Below are 26719 nucleotides of genomic sequence, written 5' to 3'. Positions count from 1 at the left end.
TTTATAAGAAATTTCAGGGTTGTCATGTTGTTAAATTTTCATGGTTCATTTGTTTTTGTTGTTTCACGATTTCGTTCGCAACAACTTTTATAAGATATCACATTTAAAACCGTTTGTCAACAACTTTTTTATTTTGTTTTGTTGTCGTCTGTGTTTCTCACTTGCGACAGCCTGTATAGGTTATCACATTTAGAAGCATCTGTCAACAACTTTTTTATTTCCCTTTGCGTTTATGTCTCAGGCCTGATTCGAAGATCGGCGTCTTTCGACCGCGCAAGTGATATAATACTAAATCAGTCGTTAAATGTCAACACTTTTTAAGGGCAGATAATGTATTTAATTCTATACATCATCTGCCCCTGTTTTTTCTATATCTACATGATCATATGCAGTTTACTTAATATTAAGTTTGCCCTTGAGCTCGTTCCAGTTATCACTCAGATTAGCCTTGTTGGGTGCCGTAAGAAAAAAGAACTGTAACTTAATCTTCTCACCCTTTACCATGAATACATTGCCGCCGCTACTCTTCCACGGATACGTCTTAGTCCAATTGGTACCATCAAAAAACAAAGGATCAGAGTCCTTCGTCTTCCAGTATACAACAAAATATACAGTATATGCTTTATGTCTCTGGCTTATGTCACTGTTCTTTCCATATTCATTATAATCTCCAAGCCCCACTATTGTCATATATGGCTCATCATCTGCCGTCTTAAGTATATCATTTGCAAAATCTGTCCCTATAAGAGACACATCATTGTTCTTGGCATTAACAGCCACATTGGAAGCCTGTGCAACTCCACCTTCGGCATAAGCCTCAGCCATCTTAGACTGTGTTGCAGTCATAATGTTCTTGGCAGCTAATATATCCTGTGAATCCTTTGCCTTATCTATATAGCCAAGCAAGGCAGGTACAAGAATGGCAGCAAGAATAGCCAGTATAACAAGCACCACTATTAATTCAACCAAAGTAAAACCTTTATTATTTCTTTCTTTCAAATAACATCACCCCAAAATCTAATATATACATATTAACGATTTAATTTATACATAATTACTATATTATATTTTTATATTTTTCTCAAGAAATAAATATGCGAATAGAACAGCAACCATTTGAAATTGCCTGTTTGGTAACGCCCCCTCGTTTACACTCGGCGGCAAGTCGTCAGCACCATTCTAAATGTGTCTTCGACACTTGGTGCTTCCTACGGCAAGGGTTGCTGCAACGTAACGATGTCTCAGACATCATTACAATAAATAGAGCAGCATCCATTTGAAATTGCCTGTTTGGTATTGCCCCCTCATATTAATAGAAAATGTGCCGTAGGACATACGGCACATCTTTTACACGATTATCTCAAGGGCTTCTGTCACAGAAGCTACTCCTATAACCTTCATTCCCTCTATTTTTTTCATTTTATCCTTATTGGACTTTGGTATTACACAGGTGGTGAATCCCATCTTCTGTGCTTCATAAACCCTCTGCTCCGCTGCCGATACGGCACGCACCTCACCGGACAGTCCCACCTCGCCAAAGGCTACCAGGTGTTCATCAACAGGCCTGTTCCTATAGCTTGACACAATGGCATATATTATACCAAGATCTGAGGATGGGTCATCAAGTCTTATTCCTCCTGCAATATTTACATAAGCATCACAGCCTGACAGTATAAGCCCTGCCCTCTTCTCAAGGACTGCCAGCAGGAGGTTGACCCTGTTGTAATCAAGTCCCACTGCCGTTCTTCTTGGCAGATTAAAGTTTGTCTGGCTCACCAGCGCCTGTATCTCTATAAGAAGCGGCCTGGTTCCCTCCATGGAGCATACTACCACAGAACCGGATGACGCCTCCGGTCTTCCATCCAGCATAACCTGTGATGGATTATTCACCTCTGCAAGCCCCGTCTCGGTCATTTCAAATACACCTATCTCATTTGTAGAGCCAAATCTGTTCTTAACAGCCCTCAAAACCCTGAAACCGGCATTCCTGTCACCTTCAAAATAGAGAACCGTATCCACCATGTGCTCAAGATTTCTCGGACCGGCAACAGTTCCCTCCTTTGTTACATGTCCTACTATGAATATGGCAATGCCCATCTGCTTGGCTATACGCATAAGTCTGGCTGTAACTTCCTTTATCTGGGATATACTCCCTGGTGCAGAGGATATGTCATCTGTTATCATTGTCTGAATGGAGTCTATGATCATTACGTCAGGTCTGGCCTTCTTAAGATAATCCTCCACATATGCCAGCTCATTTACGCACAGCAACAACATATCCTTGGAAAATGTCCCTATCCTTTCAGCTCTCATCTTGATCTGGGACATGGACTCCTCTCCCGATACATAAAGAACAGTCTTGCCTGCCTCAGTGATATTTCTGCACATCTGTAATAAAATTGTAGACTTACCTATACCGGGATCTCCACCTACCAGCACAAGAGAGTCCCTTACTATTCCCCCACCAAGCACTCTGTCCAGCTCTGCAAATCCTGTTGTAAATCTTACTTCGTCTGTTTTTTCCACCTGTAAAATGCTTGTAGGCGCTATAGCTTCCCTCATAAGAGTCTGCTTCTTAGCGCCTACTACTACCTTTTCCTCGCAAAATGTATTCCAGGACTTGCACCCAGGGCACTGCCCCATCCATTTTGCAGATTCAAAACCGCATTCCTGGCAGAAAAATATCTGTTTTTCCTTTGCCATATATGCTCCTATTATTCAACTACTTTCTTTACATCAACCTTAACTGCCCTGCCCGGCTCAAGATCTACACTTATATTGAGTTTTCCTCCAAGGTTTGTCTTATCCTTGCCTGCATAGATCTCATCAATATGTATCTTGTATTCTGTCTCCGCTTCAAGCTCAAGTGTGATAGACGACGTCTCAGGTCCCTCAACAACAAATGAAACGTCTGACTCTGATGACTTAAAATCATGTACCGCTGTTCCCGGAACTGACTCATATACAAATGTACCGTTCTTCTCAAGCTTTGTTATCTCATTAAAAGTCTTAATCTTATAAATATCGCCCTGAAACTCGAAATTATCCTTCTTGGTCTTTGACTTAAGCTCGTAATTACCGAAATCAAGACTGCCCTCTCCTGCTATTATAAGATCATTAACTACTGCCATAATGTTCATCCTCCTGTGTATACTATATGGTTACCCCTACCTTTGTTTGGCGGTATTTTATGGGAACATTCCCTTAGTTCATTATCGTATGTACAATCCATACAAAACTTTTCTTACTTATTATACAATATTTACATGGTTCTGGCTATATGAAAACCATGTAAATATTGTGTTTTTATATTTATTTAATTATTTGCTCTTTATCTTTTTTGTTTTGTTCACGAACTTAACCTTATCATTCCTTACAGTAATCAGCACGTTGTCCCCCCGCTTCACATTTTCCTTAAGAATCTCCTCGGCAAGCCCGTCCTCAACGTAAGTCTGGATAGCACGCTTCAATGGTCTTGCACCGTATTTCTTGTCATAGCCCTTGTCAAATATATACTTCTTCAAGGTATCACCGTATCTGAGTTCTATTCCAAGCTGATCTGCGGTACGCTTCTTAAGCTCTTTAAGAAGAAGATTGCAGATATCCATAACATTTTTCTCAGAAAGTGCTCTGAATACGATTATGTCGTCAATTCTGTTGATAAATTCCGGTTTGAAACTGCGTTTAACTTCTTCCATAACATTAGACTTCATGCTTTCATGCTCTTTTTCTGCATTATTATCTGATACAAAGCCCAACTTCTTAGGGTCAATGATACGCTCCGCACCTGTATTTGAAGTCATGATAAGTATGGTATTTTTAAAATCCACCTTTCTTCCCTGAGAATCGGTTATATGTCCGTCATCAAGCACCTGTAATAGTACATTGAACACATCCGGATGAGCCTTTTCAATCTCATCAAATAATATCACGGAGTAAGGATTTGTCCTTACCTTCTCAGAAAGCTGACCGCCTTCTTCAAAGCCTACATATCCCGGAGGTGATCCTATGATCTTGGACACACTGTGTTTCTCCATATATTCCGACATATCAACTCTTATAAGAGCGTCTTCACTGCCGAACACTGCCTCTGCCAGAGCCTTTGAAAGCTCTGTTTTACCTACACCTGTAGGTCCAAGGAACAGGAAAGAACCAACCGGTCTCTTAGGATCTTTAAGTCCCACACGGCTCCTCTTCACAGCCCTGGCAACACAGGATACAGCCTCCTCCTGACCGATAACCCTTTCATGCAGCACTTCCTCAAGCCTTGCAAGCCTGTGGGACTCCCCCTCAGTAAGCTTATTTACAGGGATCTTGGTCCACACCGCAACTACCTGGGCTATGTCCTCACCGGTCACCACCAGATTCTTCGCTGATTTTTCGCCATTTACAAGTCTGTGGATCCTGTTCTCAAGCTTTCTCTGTTTGCCGGTTATCATGCCTGCCGTCTCCAGATCACCGCTTACCAGTACGTCCTCCAACTCATCATTAAGGTTCTTTATCTCAAGCTCAAGGTCTTCAACCTTTCTTCCCTTATCGGAAAATCCCAGACGCTTTCTTGCACACGCCTCATCCATAAGATCTATCGCCTTATCCGGGAGAAATCTGTCACTTATATACCTGATGGACAGGTCCACCGCCTCTTTGACAGCCTCATCACTTATGGTAAGCTCATGGTGCTGCTCATAGCAATGCCTGAGTCCCTTTAATATATCAACAGCCTCATCTCTTGTGGGTTCCTCCACATACACCGGCTGGAAACGCCTCTCAAGGGCAGCATCCTTCTCTATATACTTTCTGTACTCCGCCATGGTGGTGGCACCTATCATCTGGATCTCACCTCTGGACAGAGCCGGCTTAAGTATATTGGAAGCGTCTATTGCCCCCTCTGCTCCACCGGCGCCTATAATTGTATGAAGCTCATCTACAAATAATATGATATTGCCGTCAGCCTTAACCTCCGCCATCACTTTCTTGATACGTTCCTCAAATTCTCCTCTGTACTTGGAGCCTGCCACCATGCTGGAAAGGTCAAGGGATATGAGCTTCTTGCCCTTTACCGTATCAGGCACGTCACCTCTTGCTATCATATAAGCAATTCCTTCAACTACGGCTGTCTTTCCTACCCCCGGCTCTCCCACCATACATGGGTTGTTCTTCATTCTCCGGCTAAGGATCTGCATTACTCTCTCAATTTCCTTTTCCCGGCCTATAACAGGGTCCAGTCTTCCCTCAAGAGCTTCCTTCGTAAGATCCTTTGAATACATCTTAAGGGTAGGTGTCTGGTTCTTCTTGCCGGAATTTTTCTTTCCGGGCATACTACTCTCCTTCTTCGCCTCTGAAGGACTCATCCCACACACTATGAGAGTATCTGCCTTTATCTTCTGTATATCAGCCTTACAGCTCAAAAGGAGCTTATAGGCAAGACATTCCCTGTTATCTATAATAGCCAGAAGCAAATGCTCAGAGCCTATCTCTCTGTCCACAAGCTGTCTTGCAATCTTTCCGGCATCCTCGATCACTGCCTTGGCTTTCTCGGTATACTCACCCTTTCTGCTTCCTGTCCCCTTTGGAACCTTCACCAGATCCTTGTACACTGCAAGCACGTTCTGCATGGTTGCTTTATTCTCAGATAATATAGAATGTGCTGTAATATCTTCCGTATCCAACATGGAAAGGAGAATATGCTCACTTCCCACGAAACCGTTGCCTAACTTCTTTGCTGTTGTCTTGGCATGTTCAAGCATATCTTTCGTAGGTTCATTAAATTCCAGTTTCATATTAAGATCACCTGCTTTATATTTTTACACATAAGGATATCTTCATATCCCTTGGGTATTTACAACAAAGGGCTCTGTAAATCCTTACAATAAACAGAGCCCCTCAATGCTATTTCATCCCACTTTACTGTTCGTCTATGGCCTTACCGATATCATGGCGCATATACTTGTTATCAAAGCTTATCCATTCTGTAGCTGCATAAGCGTTCTTTCTCGCCTCAAACAAATCCTTGCCTGTGGCTGTAACACCCAGCACACGGCCGCCGTTTGTAACGATCTTATCCCCGTCAAACTTTGTTCCTGCATGGAACACATAGTATCCGTCCTTATCCTTAAAGGTCTCAAGTCCCGAAATAGGAAGTCCTTTCTTGTAAGAAACAGGATATCCGTCAGACGCCAGGACTACACATACTGCTGCATTGTCCTCGAACTGAAGATCTATCTTATCAAGAGTTCCGTCTATACATGCCTCGAACACATCTATGATATCGTTCTTCATTCTAGGAAGCACTACCTGTGCCTCAGGATCTCCGAATCTTGCATTGTACTCAAGAACCTTAACACCCTTTGGTGTGATCATAAGTCCGCAGAACAGAACGCCCTTAAACTCTCTTCCCTCTGCACTCATGGCTGCTATGGTCGGCTTGTAGATATGCTCCATACAATATTCATCTATCTCTTTTGTGTAGAATGGGCTTGGTGAAAATGTTCCCATTCCGCCTGTATTAAGTCCTGTGTCTCCGTCACCTGCACGCTTGTGATCCTGTGCTGATGTCATAGGCTTGATAGTTTTGCCGTCACAGAAGCAGAGTACAGAAACCTCACGGCCTGTCATGAATTCTTCTATTACCATGGTATTTCCGGCATTTCCAAAGTGCTTGTCAAGCATTATCTCCTTAACTCCTGCCTTCGCCTCTTCAAGTGTGTTACAGATAAGAACACCCTTTCCGAGAGCCAGCCCGTCTGCCTTAAGTACTATAGGCATGTCAGCAGTCTCAAGATACTTTATTGCTTCATCAGGATCGGTGAAGTTCTCATATGCTGCTGTAGGGATACCATATTTCTTCATAAGATCCTTGGAGAATGCCTTTGAGCCCTCAATAATGGCTGCATTTGCCTTTGGTCCGAAAGCTCTGATGCCTGCCTCGTTGAACGCGTCAACGGCACCTGCAACAAGTGGATCATCCGGTGCAACCACAACCAGATCTATCTCTTTTTCCTTTGCAAATGCTACCAGCTTGTCAAACTCCATTACACCAATATCAACGCACTCAGCCAGATCTGCTATTCCTGCGTTACCCGGTGCACAATATATCTTTGAAACCTTACTGCTCTTTGAAATACTTGTAATTATGGCGTGCTCCCTGCCGCCACCGCCTACAACCAATATCTTCATATGACATCTTCCTCCTTTAAACATCAGCTGAATATCAGCCCATTTAAAATTTGCCTTCATAGGTATTGCCCCCTCCCATTATGGGTAACGCCCCCTCGTGTACACTCGGCGGCAAGTCGATTGTACCATTCAAATATGCGTTTTCAACGCATGGGCACAATCTCTGGGTAACGCCCCCTCGTGTACACTCGGCGGCAAGTCGATTGTGCCATTCAAATATGCGTTTTCAACGCATGGGCACAATCTCTCGGCGGCATATCGTCGGGACCATTTTATATGCATCTACGATGCATGGGGACCTCCTCTCCGCAAAGGGCTGACGCTGCATGTCAAGTTTTCATATAAAACTTGACACAATCTGTATACTATGGGATTAATCTTCTACAACAGTTACTCCGTCTGTTACCCTGACCTTGCCATGGGCGATCTTGTCAATAACCGCCGGAAGAAGCTTCCATTCTGCCTGCTCCATAACTCTTCTCTGAAGAATTTCCGGTGTATCTCCATTCTCCACCGCTACTGCCTTCTGCATGATGATAGGACCTGTATCTGTCCCCTTGTCTACAAAGTGGACTGTAGCTCCAACCACCTTGACACCTCTCTTTAAGGCTGCCTCATGAACCTTAAGCCCATAGTAGCCCGTCCCACAAAATGCCGGTATCAATGATGGATGTATATTTATGATCTTATTAGGATATGCATCTATGACAGCCTCCGGTATGACCACAAGATAGCCTGCCAGTACTATAAGATCCACCTTGAGTGAGTTTAAGGTATCAAGCAATGCCTGATTAAACTGTGCTCTGTCCTCATAATCCTTAGGAGCCACCACCAGCGCCTCTATACCTGCTTTCTTCGCTCTCTCCAGGGCAAATGCATTCCTGTTATTGCTTATAACCGCTGTTATCTCTGTATCTTTTATTCCTCCGTCGGCAACTGCGTCTATGATGGCCTGCAGATTGGTTCCGCCGCCGGATACAAGAACTGCAATCTTTAGCATAATTCTACTCCCTTTTCGCCTGCTGCCACCGAGCCGATAACATATGCCTTGTCACCTGTAAGCTCAAGAGCCTTAAGGGTCTTGTCAACATCTGCCGGATCAACAGCGATACACATACCAATACCCATGTTGTACGTGTTGTACATCATCTGCTCTTCAATATCTCCTGTCTTTGCCAGGAGTTTAAATATTGCAGGGACCTCATATGAATCCTTCTTGATCTTCGCTACTACTCCATCAGGTAACATTCTTGGGATATTCTCATAGAATCCGCCGCCTGTGATGTGGCTGCAGCCCTTTATCTTAACGCCTGCGTTCTTAACAGACTTAAGTGCCTTAACATATATTCTTGTAGGTGCAAGGAGAGCCTCACCGAGAGTTGTGCCAAGCTCATCATAGTATGTGTCCAGTGCTTCCTTTGTCATATCAAACACCTTACGGACAAGTGAGAAGCCGTTGCTGTGTACCCCCGTTGAAGCAATACCGATAAGAGTATCACCAGGCTTGATATCCTCGCCTGTTATAAGATCCTTTCTCTCTACAACGCCCACTGCAAATCCTGCAAGGTCATATTCCTCTTCCTTCATAAGACCCGGATGTTCTGCTGTCTCGCCGCCTACTAAAGCAGCCTCACTCTGGATACATCCTTCCGCAACACCCTTTACGATGGTCGCGATCTTCTCAGGATAGTTCTTACCGCATGCAATGTAATCAAGGAAGAATAACGGTTCTCCGCCTGAACATGCAATATCATTTACGCACATTGCGACTGCATCTATTCCTATGGTATCATGCTTGTCCATAATGTAGGCAAGCTGAACCTTTGTTCCGCATCCGTCTGTTCCGGACAACAACACTGGATCTTCCATATCCTTTATCTTGTTTAAGCTGAACGCTCCGGCAAATCCGCCAATGCCACCCAGCACCTCCGGTCTCATTGTCTTCTTAATGTGTTCCTTCATTAACTCTACAGATTTGTATCCTGCTTCAATATCCACGCCGGCATTCTTGTAATCCATTGTATATTGCCCTCCTGTTTATTAATTGGTATTTTGTCTTTATTTGCAAATACATAATAATACTCCCATAGATTATAATTTATTCAGTCTGCTTTGTAAAGGAAGTAATTGCCTAACTTTACCTGATATGCTAAAATATTTACAGTAATTTGGGTCAGAAACTATATTATTGATTTAGTATTATAAAAGGGGATATTATGACAAATAACAGACTAAACATCGGACTGTTCACCTGTCATCTTGACAATGACTATGCCCAGGAGATATGCAAGGGTGCGGAATATGCCGCCAGGGAATTAGACGTGAATCTTATTGTATTTCCGGGCATGTTTTTAAGTGCGTCATTTTATGATCCGGCGAACCAGCTCTACGATTATCAATATAATTCTATCTTTTATTATGCCAACAGGGAAAACCTGGACGGACTGATTATATCCATAGGCTCCATAGCAGACTTCCTGTCCGAGAAGGACATTGAGAGCTTCCTTGCCGGTTTTGAGGGTATACCTATACTTACCTTAGAGCGTAAGATTCCAGGCTATCCATGCATACAGGCAGACAGCACCACTGGTCTGAGGGAAGCCATTAACCACCTTATAAGTGTGCACGGCAGAAGAAAGATCTGTTTCGTAGGCGGTCCAAAGGACAACGATGACGCTGTCAACCGCCTGGAGGTATACAAGGAAGTTCTTGCTGCCAACGAACTCCCACTCACGGAAGACATGATGGTATTCGGAGACTTTTCCGAGTACAGCCGCAACAATGTAGCTAAGCTTCTTGACTGTAATCCCGACTGTGACGCTATAGTATTTGCAAATGACCAGATGGCCATAGGTGGCTATGCCGAACTTAAAAGCCGGGGTATAAAGATCGGTCCTGATATAAGTGTTATAGGCTTTGACGATTCCCCCGTTGCCGTGACTATGGATCCTCCTTTATCCACTGTCAACGCACGCTCCTCAGATGTTGGATACCGAGCAGTACTTGACATGGTAGGCATGTGCGGTTCTGCCGATTATAAAACCAGTTTTCTTGAGTCAGGTTTCATAAAGAGAACCTCCTGCAACTGCGACATGGCTGACGCTGAAGAGGTGGACTTCGACACACTTGCCGAGAAAGGTGAACCGGTTGAGAATGTGGTTGACATGCTCTGCCAGATACTTCTTGGAAATATAGGGGACTCCTTCTATTCACCATGGATATTCGATAATTTCAAGATAATATTTACAGATATAGTAAACGTCATAATGGATCCTGACAACAATGCCTTTCCAAAGCACGAGATAATAGACAGGCTCAATATAATGCTCCACTCCCCTATGATCTCTTTCTTCTCAGTTTCGAAGATTGGATTTGTGTTCAGGAGACTCACTGCATTGTACACAGCCAACACCACAAACTACGACAAGAAGGCTAGCTATCACAAGCTTGACGCCCATATCACCAGCACCATATCCCAGTTCCTGTCCACCCAGTTATATACGAAGATGAAGGATAACATCACAAGCACCTGGTCATCAACATATATAACAAGAGACACGCTGACCAACGGTGATGATGAAGAGAAGTCCTTCTCTCTCATCCTGAACAAGTTAAAGGAGCTGTCCTTTGATTCCAGTTACATATACCTGTATGACAAGCAGATAAAGATCAATGAGGACGGAAGCTGGACTGTTCCAAAGTACCTGTATCTACAGGCATACTACAACCAGAACAATACGGACGTGTTAAGCGGCGAGGCAAGGCGTACTCCATCCTACGAATTATTCGACAACGAGTATACATACTACCCGGAACGCTTCACAGATGTTATCGTTCCTATATTTACAAATGAGCAGCACCACGGTCTGTTCATCTGCAACACCACCGTAGATAATTTTAACAAGATATATACCACCAGCCTGCAGCTAGGTGCTTCCCTTAAGTACCTCTCTCTTCTCCGTGAACAGAAGACCATGCAGAACAAGCTCATGATGTCATTAAACGAAATCCACGAGAAAAACGAGCTGCTCAGTATGCTGTCCACCTCTGACGAGCTGACCGGTGTCAACAACCGACGCGGCTTCATGGACAAGGTCGAGTTTCTTATCAAGTCCCCTGCAAATAACGACAGAAACGCCATGATGTTATTTGCCGATATGGACAGTCTCAAGGTTGTAAATGACCGTTTCGGACACAAGGATGGAGATTTTGCTCTCAAGAATATTGCGACTATCCTTTCTGCCAGCTTCAGACCTGCCGACATCATCGGAAGAATAGGCGGTGACGAGTTCGTATGCTTCGCCTTTGTTGATGACACGGATTTCATAGCAGATGTCCAGGACAGGATAAACGAGCTGTCGGACGAGCTTAACGAAACCTGCGGCAAGCCTTATTTCATTGAAATGAGTGTGGGCATTTCGGAATTTCATTGTAATAATAATATGAAGATCGAGGATCTGCTGTCACAGGCAGACAATGCACTGTACTCCAACAAACGATATAAGCGTATGTCAGTTATAAAGCAGTTAGACTAAAAAAAGGCTCCGGGTGTGTATCAAAAAACGTATCCACTACGATTTTGATATACACCCGGAGCCTTATTTTGTTATTCCAACAAGGAAAGTGCGTTTTACCGCTGTTTTTAACCTGGATTGTACTTTATGTGGTTTATTCTCGTATTGTAAGTTTGTTTTAATAGTTTATAAGTCAGCTGCGTCAAGAGGTTCGTTTAATTCCTCAGTACCGGGAAGGACAAATCTGCCGTCTAAGATAAGCGGCACCCGGGTGCCATCCTCATGGATTGAATAAATAGCACCTATCTCTCTGTACGGGATAGTAATATCTGTATGGCAGTTAAAGTAGGCATTGTCTATGTCGGTCTTTCTCTTTACCGAGCACTCATTTTCCTTTGCCACTATCTCCTTGCCGTCAGGATTATAGAGAATCGTGTCCTCACTGTGACTGTAGCAGGTATCTCCCACTGCGAAGTGAGGTCCCATCTTTTCTACTATAAGAATAGGCAGCTTGTAAACTATATCGTATTTATTTGCCACTACATAGGCAGTAGTGTTGGTTCCTATGGCGAACTCACCTATAGGAAGGGTATCCCTGCCCATAAGGATATTGTCCTTTATATATGCCCTGCCTGCCTCATGATCCTCGAAGTTATCGCAGTCATAGGTATCAACCTTGCCATCCTTAAAGGTCATGGTCAGGTTCTTGAAGTTCAAGTCATTAAGAAACACATCACTTACATTAAGTATCCCCTCGGTGCCTGTAAGCTTAGGGGAAGTGAACACCTCTCCGACAGGTATGTTCACATCTGCAACGCAATTCTCGAAGTTAGTCTCCTTTGAATGATCCTTCATCTCGTGCATGCTCACCAGCATATCTGTCTTATTATCCCCTGTGCCAAGAACTCTTACCTTCACCGCCTTGTCAAGCTCATCAATAAGGCTCTGATGTATACGTCTGTATTTGTTGTTATCAAGAGTATTTATCTTCACTATCTCGTGGAATATCTCAGGGAAATTCTCACCGATCTCAGGCATTGGATATGCAATTATGGTGAAGCTCCTCTTATCTCCCGGTATATATTCGTTTACGATCTGTGAGCTAACATTGGTATACTCAACGCCTATCTCCTGCTGCTTCTTTGAAAGCACCGGTGAATGGCTGCTGTTTACCGGTTCAAACGGCGCACCGCCGAAGGTCTCTATGCAGGCAGGTCCCGCATAGGTTGAAGCCTGATATTCATAATTCTTGTATGCAAGTCTTAAGACCTCAAGCTTTCTCTCCATAAGACGTCTGTCCATAAACAGTGCCTCATCCATTCGGTGATCAAACTCATACTGTCTGTTAGCACCGGCAGCCTCGTAGCCGATTTTTACTATACTCCGTCTGTTTATTCTGTTTACTGCATATCTGTGACATACAGGCTTAAGTCCCATGGCTTCAAACTGCTTTATGGCAGCCCTCACCATACGCTCCTGCCCCACTGCATATCTTATATTGACCGTCTTCTTCTCTGAAAGGTCTATATGTGCTGCAACAAATCCAAGTCTGTAGCCCTCTGTATAGGTGGAAGCCATAGCTTCGATTTCTGAGTCCTCAAGGGTATTAAGGAACTCTGCAAGCTTAAGTTCATTATCCGAGATATATTCTCCGTATCTGTACAGATATGAAAGGTCATTAAGATCGCTGTTCATGATTATATCCGTTGCAAATGAAAGTGCCGGATCAAGCTGCTCTCTTATCCTGTACTCCACAAAGTACTCAGCATAGTCATGCTCAAAATAATAGATTGCCTCTTCAAGGGATTTCCTGATACCGGAAACCGCATTGGCTCCTGCAATCATAGAGTAAACCTCAACAAACAGCTCCATGAACAAAGTCATGTCTATTATCCTGCCCTCAAAGGCATACGCTATCATTCCCCTGATCTCCGCAAATAAAAATGTCAGCATCTGGGATACGGTCTTATCATCCTCTGTCTTGCAGCCAAAGGCTTTATATGAATATTCGTAGTTTACATAACTATAATTGTAATTGTCTCCCAGTATATCTGAATATAAGTCATTGTTAAGAGCTGCAAGCTCTTCCTTTGACATGTTGTCTATAGCCTTTGTCTTAACAAGCTCAAGAACATCTGCAGTTTTAAGGATAAACTCAGCCACCGCTGTAAAATATCCCCTGTAGCTTTCCGGAGCTTCATTTTCATCAGCTAGCTCTTTTATCCTGTCCAGCATAAGGGAATATCTCTCTTCTATGTCCTCGCACTCCTCTATATTGTTTCTATAATAATCTGCCATGTAATCTCCGCCTTCTATGTCTGTCTCTTTTATGTCTATAGCTACTACCTTTGTATTATCTTTATCTATATTTTTCTGTTTAGCCTACCTGTTCTACATTTATCTGCTATCTCTGTAAGTTTTTTATACCCGGTTTCTATAACCCCTTTATCAGAAATATCGCAAATAATATGACCAGTACAACATTCATCCGTATAGCCATCTTCTTGCCATACATTCCGCCTCTGTCGTTATAATATCCGGTAACGCCAAATACTATTCCTGTTATGGACATGAGCGCACCACTGAGCATAAGCACTCCGTATATTGCAGCCACGTTCCCCTTGGAAGCAATGGATTTAACAACAGACAATATGAGAAATACCAGACTGAGGCTTCCCAATATATATGAAATAATCGTATCCGTGGCAGTTCTCTCCGAAACTGCACTGAATCTCCTTCTGCTGATCAAGATTTCTTCCTCCTGTTTTCCACGCAAGATAGTATAAAGTAAATTATGTATCCAAGGATACCGCCCAATGTATTAAGCATAAGGTCGTCAATGTCAAAGACACCGAGCTTTGTTATGTACTGCACACTTTCAATGAGGAATGTGAACGTAAATGAATAAAGTAATGCCACCACAAAATTCGTCTTCTTGTTCCTTACGACAGTAAGAAGAAAGCCAAAGGGCATAAAACCTATTACATTCCCTGCCACATTAAGCACAAAGCTGGTAACAGTAAAATACTGCCTATAGTATATAAATCTCTTTATCTCCAGAAAGGGTTCAAGATTTATACGTCTTTCCTCATACTGGCCTCTTCCGAAGGTATCGGAGAACACCAGAAAATAAAATATTGCCAGAATGTATAATACAAATAATACTATACACAGAATACGTCTCTTATCCGTATCATTTTTCTTCAAAACAAGCCTCCAGATTATTTATGAAGTTTCATTAATTCGTCAAGGAGTCTGTCTGCGCACTCTTCCTTTGACATCAATGGAAGTTCCATTATATCATCTTTGCTTATCAATGTTAAGACATTTGTGTCGACACCAAAGCCCGCACCCTCCACCTTGAGGTTATTCGCAGCTATCATGTCTACGTTTTTCTTCTGAAGCTTGGCACGGGAATTGTCAATAAGATCCTTAGTTTCCATGGAAAAACCACAGATAACCTGCTTCCTTCCCTGAGGATTTTCATAGCCGTAGGAATCCCTGTTACTGCCAAGATATGCAAGGATATCCTTAGTCCTTTCAAGGGCAATGGTCATATCTCCATCCTGCTTCTTTATCTTATTGTCGGCAACTGTCTGTGGTCTGTAATCAGCAACTGCCGCTGCCTTGATTATTATGTCCATGGACGGAGCATCTTCCGTTACTGCATCAAACATGTCCTGTGCAGATGTTATGTTAACTACATTTACAAATCTAGGTGGCTCAATATTCACATCTCCGGTTACCAGAGTAACGTCAGCTCCCCTGAGCATTGCCATCTTTGCTATGGCGTAGCCCATCCTTCCGGTTGAATGATTGGATATATATCTGACAGGATCTATGGCCTCCTTTGTAGGTCCTGCTGTGACCATCACCCTGACACCTTCCATGTCATGCTCTCTGGCAATATGCCTCATAATGTGATCCACCAACACCTCTTCCTTAGGGAGCTTACCTGCGCCTGTATCTCCACAGGCAAGGTAACCGCAGTCCGAATCAATTATCTCGTATCCGTAATGCCTTAATTTCCCTATATTGTCCTGGACTATAGGATTTTCCAGCATATTGGTATTCATTGCCGGAGACACAAGCTTAGGACATTTTGCCGCCATTATGGTTGTTGTGAGCATATCGTCCGCAATACCGCCTGCAATCTTTCCGATGACATTTGCAGAGGCAGGAGCCACCATGAATATATCTGCTTTCTTAGCCAGTGATACATGTTCAACATTGAACTGAAAATTCCTGTCAAATGTATCAACCAGACATTTATTGCCGGTTAAGGTCTCAAAGGTTATGGGATTTATAAAGTTTGTTGCATTCTGCGTCATTATCACATGTACATCTGCATGCTTCTTTACCAACATACTGGCAACATTTGCCATTTTATATGCAGCTATACTTCCTGTAACTCCTAAAACCACTGTCTTTCCAGTTAACATAATTCTATCCTTTCAGAAATAATTCTATTCTAATGATCATCTTCAATTACCATTGATCAGCCATATAATAGACGCCTATCGTATCTATTATAATAAAATTAACCAGGTCTGGCAACTGTAGTCACAATATCTCCACAGAACCAGACCTGGTCGTCATATTCTATCCTGATTATAATGTCTCGATAAAGTTATCGATAAGTCTTGCCTTGCCGAACTTAACAGCCATGGCACATAACACATGTCCCTTAACCTCATCAATAGCCTTCATTGTATCCATATCTACCATCTCTACATAATCTATGGTCGCAAGAGGCTCGCTGTTTATGAGCTCCTTCATTGCAGTGACTATCTTCTTCGCATCTTTCTCGCCTTCTGCCACCATCTTCTTACCCAGAGCAACCGACTTGCTTAAGATAACCGCAGCCTTTCTCTCTTCCGGTGTAAGATAGATATTTCTCGAACTCTTGGCAAGACCGTCAGCCTCTCTTATGATAGGACAGCCAACTATCTCGATATCCATGTTGAGATCCTTAACCATTCTCATGATTATGGCAAGCTGCTGTGCATCCTTCTCACCGAAATATGCCCTGTCAGGCTTAACGATATTAAAGAGCTTATTTACAACTGTGCAGACTCCCTTGAAATGAACCGGTCTTGTAAGTCCGCATAATGCGTCAGGAAGTCCTGTCATATTGACAAATGAGCAGAAGCCGTCCTTATACATCTCCTCAGGCTCCGGATTGAATATCAGATCTCCGCCTGTGCTCTCCACAAGCTTTGCGTCTGCCTCCAGGTCCCTTGGATAACTCTCAAGATCCTCTGTAGGTCCAAACTGCATTGGATTTACAAATACACTTACTACTGTTCTGTCATTCTGCTCTACAGACTTCTTTATAAGGCTCTGATGTCCTTCATGAAGGTATCCCATTGTAGGCACAAGACCTACCGAAAGACCTGCCTTTCTCCACTCCTTAACCTGCGCTCTAACCTCATCAACTGTCTTTACGATCTTCATTTTTCTTATCCTTTCTTATGTCTTTAGTACAACTTTTCTATTACTTCATCGTCTATTTTGTATGAACGGGCATCATCCGGGAACGCTCCTGTGTTGATCTCATTTATATAATCCGCAACTGCGTTCTTGATTATCTCGCCTACATTCGCATACTGCTTAACGAACTTTGGAACATAGTCTGTGAACATTCCAAGCATATCCTGATTTACCAGAACCTGTCCGTCACAGCCGTTACCTGCACCGATACCGATAGTCGGTATTCCAATGCTCTCTGTAATAAGAGTTGCCAACTTCTTAGGCACACACTCAAGAACAAGGGCAAATGCACCTGCCTCCTCAACTGCCCTGGCATCATCAAGAAGCTTCTTTGCTGCCTCCTCTGTCTTTCCCTGGATCTTGTAACCGCCAAGAGTATTTATTGACTGTGGGGTAAGTCCAAGATGAGCACATACAGGTATTCCTGCTGCTGTTATTGCCTTGATCTGAGGACATACCTCAACACCGCCCTCAAGCTTGACTGCCCCGGCTCTTCCTTCCTTCATAAGACGCCCTGCATTTACAACTGCGTCATATACGCTGGTCTGATATGACATAAAAGGCATATCTGTTACCACCAATGCATTCTTCGCACCTCTTGCCACTGCTGCACTGTGATGTATCATGTCCTCCATGGTAACTGAAACAGTGTCCTCGTAGCCAAGCATAACATTTCCCAGGGAATCTCCCACAAGGATAGTGTTCACGCCTGCTGAATCAACAAGCTTGGCCATTGAGTAATCGTAGGCTGTTATCATTGATATTTTGTTTTCTGTGCCCTTCTGGGCCTTGATCGTGGTTGTTGTGTTTTTCATAAAAATTCTCCTATATAATTAATACAACTTTCTATAGGATGAATCGAAAAGATACATTTCTGTTTTCCTGAGAAAATTAAGATACCATAAAGTACATATGATACTTGTGTCACACTGCTTATATCCCACCGGTCATCATGGATTCACCGATACAAAAGTCACACGTCACAGACTGCATGCTTCATTCATCATTTACTGGTAGCCGCCTGATATAAGGGTGTTCTATAATTTCAGGTATAGTTTCTTTCGAATACCATCCGGGTCTACAATACCATCTGAAGCTTAAAATGTAAATAAAATCCGTCAATTTTTTATTTTTTTAACAGTTTTTCAAGCTCCGAATAATCTCTGTCCGGATTCTTGCGTTCTGCCACCCTCAATATCTTCTCGGACAGGCTTGTGTATATCTGCTTTTCATCATCATCAAGCACAGCCAGATGTTTCTCTACTGTAGCAATATCGTTTCTCTCAACAGGTCCTGTCAGTGCCGCCTCAGTTCCAAGCTCTGCTATCTTAAGGGCATTTCCTGTAAATAACGGTCCCAGTGCCTTCACCGCCTGTTCCTTATTAAAGCCACACTTCACCAGCAACTCTGAAGCGGTTTCAAAAAGCCCTACCACAAGATTACTGGCAAATACTGACGCTCCGTGATATAGTGCCTTATTGCTTCCATCAATGCATACGCAGCCTCCGGCAACTTCATCTGCAAATGTTTTTATGTAAACCTTATATTTTTCATTTCCCTCAAGGGTGAAAAAAGCATTTGAAAATCCCTGATAGCTTTCATACTTTGAACTTATAGCATACATCGGATGAAGTGAATATCCGTATGCTCCCGTATCCTCAATTCCTTCAAATACCGCCGCAGACACACTTCCACTCATATGTATGATAAGCTTTCCCTTAATATCATATTTCCTGACTTCATTCCATACGGAGCCTATCTGTCCGTCAGGCACTGTGATCACACATACATCAGAAGCCATAAGAAGCTCTTCTATGGAAGCGTAACATATGCTTCCGGTTCTTTCTGCAGCTTCTTCGGCGCTAGTTTTATGTAAACTATAATAACCGGAGAGCCCCAGCATTTTTTTGTCCGGAAGTTCAACGTCTCCACACTTATTTTTTATAAACATCCCAAGAGAGCAGCCTGCCTTGCCTGCTCCTATTATGCCTGCTTTCTTGTATACATTGTTTCTAATATTGTTTTCTTCCATGTATCCGTTTTTTATCCTTATTCTTATTTTTTATTTATATCCTCGCGGAGCTGCAGGTAAAATACAATATCTGATATTGCTCTTCTAGGGTCTTCAAAAGCTCAAGCCCCAGCTTAACATGTTCATCATCAAATCCTGCAAATGGATCATCCATAATTATAAATGGCTTTTCCTCACCACAAATTACATCTATGCAGCCAAGTCTTGCCGCCAGTCCTGTCATATCGCGATAACCCCGGCTGAGACTTTCAATATTCCTTTTTGCCCCATCAGACATAAGACTTATATTATTTTCTCCGTCTATTATAAAAGTACCATTGAGTTTCTGTTTATAATAGTCATCAAACATATCCATGTATTTAATAAATGCCTCAAGCAATGGCGTGCTGTAGCTTAAGGTATACTTTTCTCTCGCTTCCTTAAGAGATGTACGACACTCCTTTAAAAGCTTATACTTATGCAAACCTTTCTTATAATCCTCCGTAAGCATTTCCAGTTTTCCGGATAATCTGTCAAGCTCTGTTTTTTTCTCTCTGAGCTTTAAGAGTGTCGTCTTCCCCTCAAATATTTCGTTCCTTAAAGCTTCCGCCTTCTTCCGATATTCCGCCGCCGGTTCATCATACTGTCCGTTCCCCGCCAGGTCTCCATACTCCCCGATTTCATTATGATTATATTCCATCCGAGAATATTTTTTATCATTATTATCTCCGTTATCATCGTAAATACTGCTTTTTCTATGGCACACAATAATCAATACAAGAACAACTCCAACAGCCAGCATTGCCACTCCAAGTGACTTGCCAATAACAATCAGAATACTTCCGGCAATTAGCATTAACACCGCAAGAAGCCACATAATTACTGTACCCCGACTTTCAAGTCCGTCATTATTGCCAGAGTCACTTTCTTCGCTTCTTCTATATCCATTGTCATTAATTCCATTCCTGCTGTATACGCTGTCCTTTTTATAGCTCTGTCTTGGGGAACGTCCCGACTTATCAGCATCAGACTTTAACGCAACGGCATATGCCCTTTCAGTATCGGCAAGTCTTGAACCCAGCATATCTACACGTTCTTCCGTAGCATCAAGCTTCGCCTCCACATCAGCCAACTGCCTGAGCTCAGCCTCCATGGCAGTGATCTCCTGCTTCTTCTTATATAACATCCCGGTAGCTCTTGTGGGAGACAGTTTATTTATGGCATCCTTTAGCCTCTTATCTGCCACATCATATCCGGCAACGTCCCTGTCAACCAGCCCATTTAGTGAAGAAATATCATCAGACGATCCAATAGCCGCCTCATCCCACACGCCGGGGATATTTTTTTCGGTCACGTTGTTATTCTGATTTCTGTTGTTCATGGCGGCACTTATGCCACCTGTTATCTCCATATTACAGTCATTTTCACCTATGTATATGGTATTCATGAAGGCTTCTGCGTCCATGTGAAACAACTCTTCACCTACATCTGCCCCGAAATCATCTACTGCCATCATAGTGTCTGCGTTGTACAATATGTAGCTGTCTTCAGCAGGCTTCTTTCCAAATTCTCGCCTCATCATGTAAGTCCTGCCGTCTGCTTCGAATATGATCTCGCCGCCATACAGGCCACCCTGCCACGGCATATAGCGGTTACGTTCTCTGTCCTTTAGGGCTTTGCTTCTCTCGCCCTCAAATCCATAGAACATTACCTTTATAAATCTGGTGAGGGTTGTCTTGCCCCATCCATTTTCCCGGGCAAATACATTGCGCCCCCGGGAGAAATCCACTGTCAGATCATTTATTTTTCCAAAATTTGCAACATGTAACCTGAGAAGCCGCATATTATATCAATTCCTCCCCATTAAGTGCCATTATGCCAAGTCTTATTATCTCCTCACGGTCAGCCTCAGAAATATCATTTTTGCTCCTAACTGTATCTGTGAACATTTTTCTGAAGGAAACTCGGTCATACCCTCCTGATTTATCATCCATTTGTTTATCTTTATGTAAACCATATATTTTTTCATTACAGTTTGCGTTATTATGTAAACTATAAGTCTTTTTTGCAGCGTCCTTGACCTTAATATAATAATATCTCTCCGACAGTACCTTTTTTATGTACGCACAAACAGGTGAAAGCTCCTGATCCACCATTCCTGTAAGCTCCACCCTTATCATATCCTGCTCCGGACATCTGGCATTATCCAGGCTCTTTTCCACTGAATTTAAGATTTCCGCCCCGCCTGTCATATCAGTTATGTCAACCTGTATTTCATGAAGCTTTCTCCGGGCAAATTCTACAAAGCTTCTTTTACAGTTTCCATCTGCCGTGTCAATATCCAGCACTACAAATCCATGGGAGCCGCATTCGTCAAAGCCACGTCCCTCAAGGCATCCAGGATAACAGTATATTCCTCTGGCATCTATGCCTCCTGACCTGTATGCATGGATATGCCCCAGTGCCAGATAGTCAATATTTCTATGTTGAAGAAGCCTTTTATTTATGGCAAGCTCATTACTTCCGCCATTTTCATACAACTGTCCATGCAGGACTAGGATATTAAAATCCTCCGGTGCGAAATTCAGCTCGTCATAAAAGCTGTCTCTATTGTCAGGTGTAAGCTCCACACCGGCGATATTGACATTTACACGGTCATTCCGAATTTCATTTGAATTATGTAAACTTCTAATCACATCCGTATCACCATGTAAATCATGTATATCATTCATTTTCGGCAGTGCGTTATTATGTAAACCATATACTTTCACCACATCCGTGAAGCAGTGCAGATTGGGGATATTCTCTATGCCGCTTTTTATATTTACATCATGATTTCCCTTTAGATAATAAACAGAAATATCCGGATGATCTATTATCTCCCGGATCACAGCCCCCATCAAGGGGGCTGCAACCTGATCCGTGTCAAATAAATCTCCGGCTATTATGATTGCTTCTATTTCATTTAATACTGCATACCTGAACATCCTGCGGTAGGTCTCTAAAAGCTCATCCTGTCTTTCTCTCCGCTTTGCCGGATCTTCTATATAAGAAATTCCCGAACCAAGATGAATATCCGCACAGTGTATTATCTTCATGTATGACTCCTTATTGTTCTGACATCTGTCCATAACCTTATACCCACATAAGAAAATGTGAATTTGTCAGGGCATCTGACGTCACTTATATCCTATATCTTGTATCTTATACTTTATATTTTTTATATTCTGGATCTTATTCTTTATATTTTAGATCCTATATTTTAAATCATTTACTGTTAAGATACTGGTCGATGATATCTGCCACCCCCGGATAATCCATGGACTGCAATGTCATCTTAAGTGCCTCAAGAAACTCTCTGTCATCTTCGCCGTAATCATATGCTTCAATGTTTTCAAGAACCTTAAGTCCGTTGTCTACATCACCTGCCGACAGAAAACGCTTCATGTCCTTGAGCATTTCCTTTGGGATTTCCTCAAGGTGGATTCTTTCAGTCTTTTCCTGCTCTCCCTTTATCTTAACAAGATAATTATTAATATTGACTAACAGCTCCTTCATAGGACTAACCAGCTCATGTATATGAAGCCTTGCATATTGCAGGTTTCCAATATTTATAGCCGACTCAATGTTAAATGCCTTCTGCTCGATATTGTAGGCTCCGATATTGGCACTGCTGCTCTTGATATCATGAAGAAGTCCTCTGAAATGTCTCACGTCACCGTCAAGACACTCACCAAGATGATCAACATAATTAACATACTCGTTGTAATAGTTCTCAACGTAATTGTTAAATACATCAATATTTCCACCCATTATCTTAAGGGCGCCCTCTACATTTATATTCTGCTCCAGCATGCCAAGGTACTGCTCGTAGTCATTCACCTCAATATACTGCTTAACATCATTTGCCTTTTTCTTTATCTTATCCTTGTTTATATACTTCCTAAACAGACGCTCAATAATATCAACCTCAAGAGGCTTTTCAAGTACATCACTATAGCCTGAGATAATAAAATCTTCCCTGCCTCCATCGATAATGTTCTCGCTCATGGCAATGATTATAAGCTTTTTGTACTCCTGTCCGTCCAGGCTTCTTATCTCTCTTACCGTATCCATGCCATCCATAACCGGCATAACCGTATCAAGGAATACCATGTCATAATCGTTCATCATAATCTTATCTATGGCTTCAAAGCCTGTGGATACTGCATCAGCCTGGAGTCCATAGGTCTCAAGAAGGGATTTCTCAACCTGAAGGTTCACCTCGGAATCATCAACCACCAGAACCTTGACATCAGGAAGCCAGATACGGAGCTTGGAGTTCTTCTGTTCACGCTCCCTCTTCTTCCTCTTGTTATAATTGACAGGTCTGTGATCAAACACTTCCTGCTTTATATAGAAATGTATGGTAGTGCTCACACCATACTCGCTCTGCACGTCGATTTCACCATCCATAAGCTCCACCAGCTCTTTGGCTATTGCCATGCCGACACTTAAGTCAAATCTTCCTATATCCTCCCGGTCGTAGGAGTCATCAAGCTGAAATGCATAATCAATCCTCTCTTCCTTTATGCCCATTCCTGTGTCGGATATGGTGAAATCAAGATATATATCTTCATATTCCGGTGTGCCGTCCTCATCATATAATGAAGATCTCTCCACCTTCTTCCAGTCTATGTTTATACTTATATATCCCTCTCTTGTGGTGCTGGCTGCTCTCTGGAATACATTTGTCACCAGTTCCTTCACCTTGTCCACATCGCCGTAGAGTCCGTTAGGTATATCATCCTCAATGCTTACCCTGAGCTCCACCTGATCCCGGTTCACCATCTGCTTAAACTGACCTGAAAGATCATATATTACATCCGAAACTGCATATTCCTTCTCATCCAGATCAATGGTTCCGTCCTTTATTCCCGAAAGTCTGGTTATACCATCAACTATTCCCTGGATGGCATGACTTGACTTGTAGACATTCTCCAACTGGCTCAGGGTCTCTGAGTCACCATTTTCATTGTTTCTTATGAGCATTTCACTTAAAGCTATAATAGAATTAAGAGGGGCACGTATCTCGTTGCTGAGATAGTTGACATACTCATTCTTAACCTCGTTGGACTTCATGGCAGCCGCACTCTTCTTGCTTAATTCCTCCACCTCTCTGGTCTTGCTCTTAAGTATCTTAAGGAACAGTCTCACCAGAAGGAATATACATATAATTGCAAACACCAGGATAACTGCCACAATAAGCCTTGACCAGTCAGTCTCCCAGAATTTCAATTTCTTATTTATTCCAAATGAAACCACCTGCTCACACTCTTCTCCGTCAGAATTATAAGCAGACAGGATAAATTCATAGGTTCCGCCCTCAAGATTGGTATATTCCACCTCAAGAGGATCTGTTCCCTTAAGTACTCTCTCCTCACTGTCGAAGCCCTTAAGATAGCACTTGACTTCCACATCAGAGCGGTTTACATAAGTAAGCACAGAAAACTTTATCGTTATACGCTGAGCATTTCCGGGAACAGAAATATTACCGGCTATATCAGGTATATTGTATTCTTTTCCATCAACTGAAATAGATGATATCCTAACCTTAGGCGCATTCTGGTTCACATAAATACTATTTGTATCAAGATAACACAACCCCTCATCGCAACACACATACACAAGCCCTGCATCACTTACATAATTAAAGCTTGACTCTGTAATGGAGGAAATAATCCCATCATTTCTGTTATAAAGGCTGTACTCCGGATTTGAACTACTTAAAAGATCACTCTCGTAATATTTAAGAAGACCTCTGGAGCTGTATATCCACATATATCCGTCTTTGTCTATTATTATATCCGATATACTGTTAGTGGAATCAACAGCACTTATCTGCCTGATGACACCTTCCTTGTAATACAGTCCATTATCGGTTCCTATCCATATACCACTTGCTCCCTTCGTGATTGATGAGATGATCTTGGCATCAAGATTATCGGAAATCCCTACCGGTGTAACCCTGTTATTTCCATCAATGGTAAATAATCCCGAGCCGTCGGTTCCCACATAGATAAGTCCGTCTTCATCCTGATATATAGCTGTAATATTGCTGTTTCCCAGATTGTCGTCTCTCTTGAAATTCTTCACGATCTTATTGTCCCGAAGGATGGATATACCATTTTCAGTACCGATGGCCATTGATCCATCATTAAGCTCAGTGATACATTTCACAGAATTGCTTATAAGGTCACTTACATTTCTGTTGAAATATGCGTATGACTCATTATTTATAAGATGTACCACACCGTATACTCTGTAGGTACATATCCACAGAGTATCCTTGGAATCTACATAAAGATCTCGTATACTTATGCCGTCCAGCATATTCACCAGCTCATTGTCCGCTATGATCCTGCCGTCCTTATCAACTATCACAAGACCGTCATCAGTTCCTATGTACAGACAGCCGTCAAATTCCGTAACACAGTTTACGATACTGGTAAGACCATATATGTTGTTAAGGCTTGTAAATTTACTTCTCTCAAGATAGGTAAGTCCTCTTCTGTAGGATGTGAACCAATAATTTCCCTCAAAATCCACCAGCATGTCACTCATGGATTCATTCATGTCAAGTCCGCTCACCAGATTTATCCTGCCGTCAGTTCCTATATAGGCGACACCATTATCTGCCAGAACCCATATCTTGGTTCCGTCGTATATCATCTTATTGATACCGGACAGATTTCCTGTTGATATAACATCCGTACTGCCATTTCCGTATATCTTCACAATGCTGTGTCCTAAGGTTCCGTAATATCTGGTACCGTTCCCGCTTATATATATGCTGTTAAGGTCGCTTATAATGTCCTCTGTCTTCTTCTCGTAATATGTGACCTCATTGTCTTTTATTGTGACAAATGTATCGTTATTTGCAATGGCATAGACATCCTTGTCATATGCCGCAATGGCATTTATATCGTCACCCATAAGACGTGAATCCTCGATTCTTGAGGCTCCGTCCTCCGCCAGTCTGTACACACCTGCGGTGGTGCCCACATACAGACATCCATCGGAATCCATACACATTGCCCTTACTGTGGTAACACCCAGATTGTACATCTCCGACACTCTGGTGAAGCTTCCGTCCTTGTACAGGAAAAGTCCCGAACCTTCTGTTCCCACATAGATATCTCCCGAGGAAGTGTAGAGAAGTGCATTTATCTTATAGGTTGAACCATCAACTTTGGGATCCATGGTGTATAGAACAAACTCACTTCCATCATATCTGTACAGACCGCTGTCAGTACCTATCCATATATACCCTGAACCGCTCTGGCACAGACAGTTTGCCTCTCCACTCTCAAAGCCCTGATCCTCGGACATCTCCCTCTGTATGTAATTTGAAGTAAATGTATCATCCGCATACAACTTAAGCCATGGCAGTGAACACACCACCATGGCGCATATAAGCACTATGCATTTTATTCTTAAAACAGTTTTTTTCATAAGCTCCTACCGGTATATATCAGATCTCCGG

At 42.5% G+C, this 26719-nt stretch carries 18 protein-coding genes; 1 reads left to right on the top strand and 17 read right to left on the bottom strand.

Going from position 1 to position 26719, the window contains the following annotated elements; translation table 11 throughout:
* Positions 1 to 393: 393 nt before the first annotated feature.
* The 7 genes from DXB54_RS12095 to purM form a co-directional block, all read right to left on the bottom strand.
* Positions 394 to 999, bottom strand: a complete 606-nt coding sequence (locus DXB54_RS12095; protein ID WP_243104789.1) for a type II secretion system protein — start codon at positions 997 to 999, stop codon at positions 394 to 396.
* Between the two features lie 348 nt (positions 1000 to 1347).
* A complete protein-coding gene (gene radA / locus DXB54_RS09370) occupies positions 1348 to 2703 on the bottom strand; it encodes a DNA repair protein RadA (RefSeq protein WP_118695016.1) in 1356 nt (451 codons plus the stop codon).
* A gap of 11 nt (positions 2704 to 2714) precedes the next feature.
* Positions 2715 to 3131 (bottom strand): hypothetical protein, encoded by a 417-nt coding sequence (locus DXB54_RS09365; protein WP_021937614.1) that lies wholly within the window; start codon positions 3129 to 3131, stop codon positions 2715 to 2717.
* Positions 3132 to 3320: 189 nt separating this feature from the next.
* Positions 3321 to 5780: an ATP-dependent Clp protease ATP-binding subunit gene (locus DXB54_RS09360; RefSeq protein WP_118695015.1), complete on the bottom strand. Its 2460-nt coding sequence runs from the start codon at positions 5778 to 5780 to the stop codon at positions 3321 to 3323.
* Positions 5781 to 5904: 124 nt separating this feature from the next.
* Positions 5905 to 7176: a phosphoribosylamine--glycine ligase gene (gene purD / locus DXB54_RS09355; RefSeq protein WP_021937612.1), complete on the bottom strand. Its 1272-nt coding sequence runs from the start codon at positions 7174 to 7176 to the stop codon at positions 5905 to 5907.
* A 373-nt stretch (positions 7177 to 7549) separates the two neighbouring features.
* Positions 7550 to 8176 carry a phosphoribosylglycinamide formyltransferase gene (gene purN, locus DXB54_RS09350; protein ID WP_118695014.1) on the bottom strand — a complete coding sequence of 209 codons (627 nt, stop codon included), beginning with the start codon at positions 8174 to 8176 and terminating at the stop codon, positions 7550 to 7552.
* Complete coding sequence (gene purM / locus DXB54_RS09345) at positions 8170 to 9195, bottom strand: phosphoribosylformylglycinamidine cyclo-ligase (protein ID WP_021938580.1); 1026 nt, start codon at positions 9193 to 9195, stop codon at positions 8170 to 8172. The genes purN and purM overlap by 7 nt, the downstream gene beginning before the upstream one ends.
* A gap of 197 nt (positions 9196 to 9392) precedes the next feature.
* On the opposite strand from purM, the gene DXB54_RS09340 reads away from it, so the two are divergent.
* Positions 9393 to 11711: a substrate-binding and GGDEF domain-containing protein gene (locus DXB54_RS09340; RefSeq protein ID WP_118695013.1), complete on the top strand. Its 2319-nt coding sequence runs from the start codon at positions 9393 to 9395 to the stop codon at positions 11709 to 11711.
* Positions 11712 to 11876: 165 nt separating this feature from the next.
* Here the strand turns inward: DXB54_RS09340 and DXB54_RS09335 are convergent, their stop codons facing one another.
* The 10 genes from DXB54_RS09335 to DXB54_RS09290 all read right to left on the bottom strand — a co-directional run bounded on the left by DXB54_RS09335 (position 11877) and on the right by DXB54_RS09290 (position 26688).
* Positions 11877 to 13988: an aminopeptidase gene (locus DXB54_RS09335; RefSeq protein WP_118695012.1), complete on the bottom strand. Its 2112-nt coding sequence runs from the start codon at positions 13986 to 13988 to the stop codon at positions 11877 to 11879.
* Between the two features lie 136 nt (positions 13989 to 14124).
* Positions 14125 to 14439 carry a hypothetical protein gene (locus DXB54_RS09330; protein WP_021938583.1) on the bottom strand — a complete coding sequence of 105 codons (315 nt, stop codon included), beginning with the start codon at positions 14437 to 14439 and terminating at the stop codon, positions 14125 to 14127.
* Positions 14436 to 14897: a VanZ family protein gene (locus DXB54_RS09325; RefSeq protein WP_021938584.1), complete on the bottom strand. Its 462-nt coding sequence runs from the start codon at positions 14895 to 14897 to the stop codon at positions 14436 to 14438. Before DXB54_RS09325 ends, DXB54_RS09330 begins: the two co-directional genes overlap by 4 nt.
* Before the next feature lie 14 nt (positions 14898 to 14911).
* Entirely contained in the window at positions 14912 to 16132 is a 1221-nt protein-coding gene (gene coaBC / locus DXB54_RS09320; RefSeq protein WP_118695011.1) for a bifunctional phosphopantothenoylcysteine decarboxylase/phosphopantothenate--cysteine ligase CoaBC, read from the bottom strand.
* Positions 16133 to 16301: 169 nt separating this feature from the next.
* Positions 16302 to 17147 carry a pantoate--beta-alanine ligase gene (panC, locus tag DXB54_RS09315; protein WP_118695010.1) on the bottom strand — a complete coding sequence of 282 codons (846 nt, stop codon included), beginning with the start codon at positions 17145 to 17147 and terminating at the stop codon, positions 16302 to 16304.
* 23 nt (positions 17148 to 17170) lie between these two features.
* Entirely contained in the window at positions 17171 to 17998 is an 828-nt protein-coding gene (gene panB / locus DXB54_RS09310) for a 3-methyl-2-oxobutanoate hydroxymethyltransferase (protein ID WP_021938587.1), read from the bottom strand.
* 311 nt (positions 17999 to 18309) lie between these two features.
* The gene (locus DXB54_RS09305) at positions 18310 to 19215 is read right to left on the bottom strand and encodes a Rossmann-like and DUF2520 domain-containing protein (RefSeq protein WP_118695009.1); all 906 of its coding nucleotides are present in this window, start codon (positions 19213 to 19215) and stop codon (positions 18310 to 18312) included.
* Positions 19216 to 19249: 34 nt separating this feature from the next.
* Positions 19250 to 21037, bottom strand: a complete 1788-nt coding sequence (locus DXB54_RS09300) for an AAA family ATPase (RefSeq protein WP_118695008.1) — start codon at positions 21035 to 21037, stop codon at positions 19250 to 19252.
* A 1-nt stretch (position 21038) separates the two neighbouring features.
* Complete coding sequence (locus DXB54_RS09295; protein WP_199708748.1) at positions 21039 to 22292, bottom strand: metallophosphoesterase family protein; 1254 nt, start codon at positions 22290 to 22292, stop codon at positions 21039 to 21041.
* Positions 22293 to 22461: 169 nt separating this feature from the next.
* On the bottom strand, positions 22462 to 26688 hold the full coding sequence (locus tag DXB54_RS09290; protein WP_118695006.1) for a two-component regulator propeller domain-containing protein: 4227 nt from the start codon (positions 26686 to 26688) through the stop codon (positions 22462 to 22464).
* Between the last annotated feature and the right edge of the window lie 31 nt (positions 26689 to 26719).

The organism is Coprococcus sp. OM04-5BH, from assembly GCF_003482105.1.
Lineage (GTDB): Bacteria > Bacillota > Clostridia > Lachnospirales > Lachnospiraceae > Coprococcus.
This window is presented reverse-complemented; position numbering and strand designations above follow the sequence as displayed.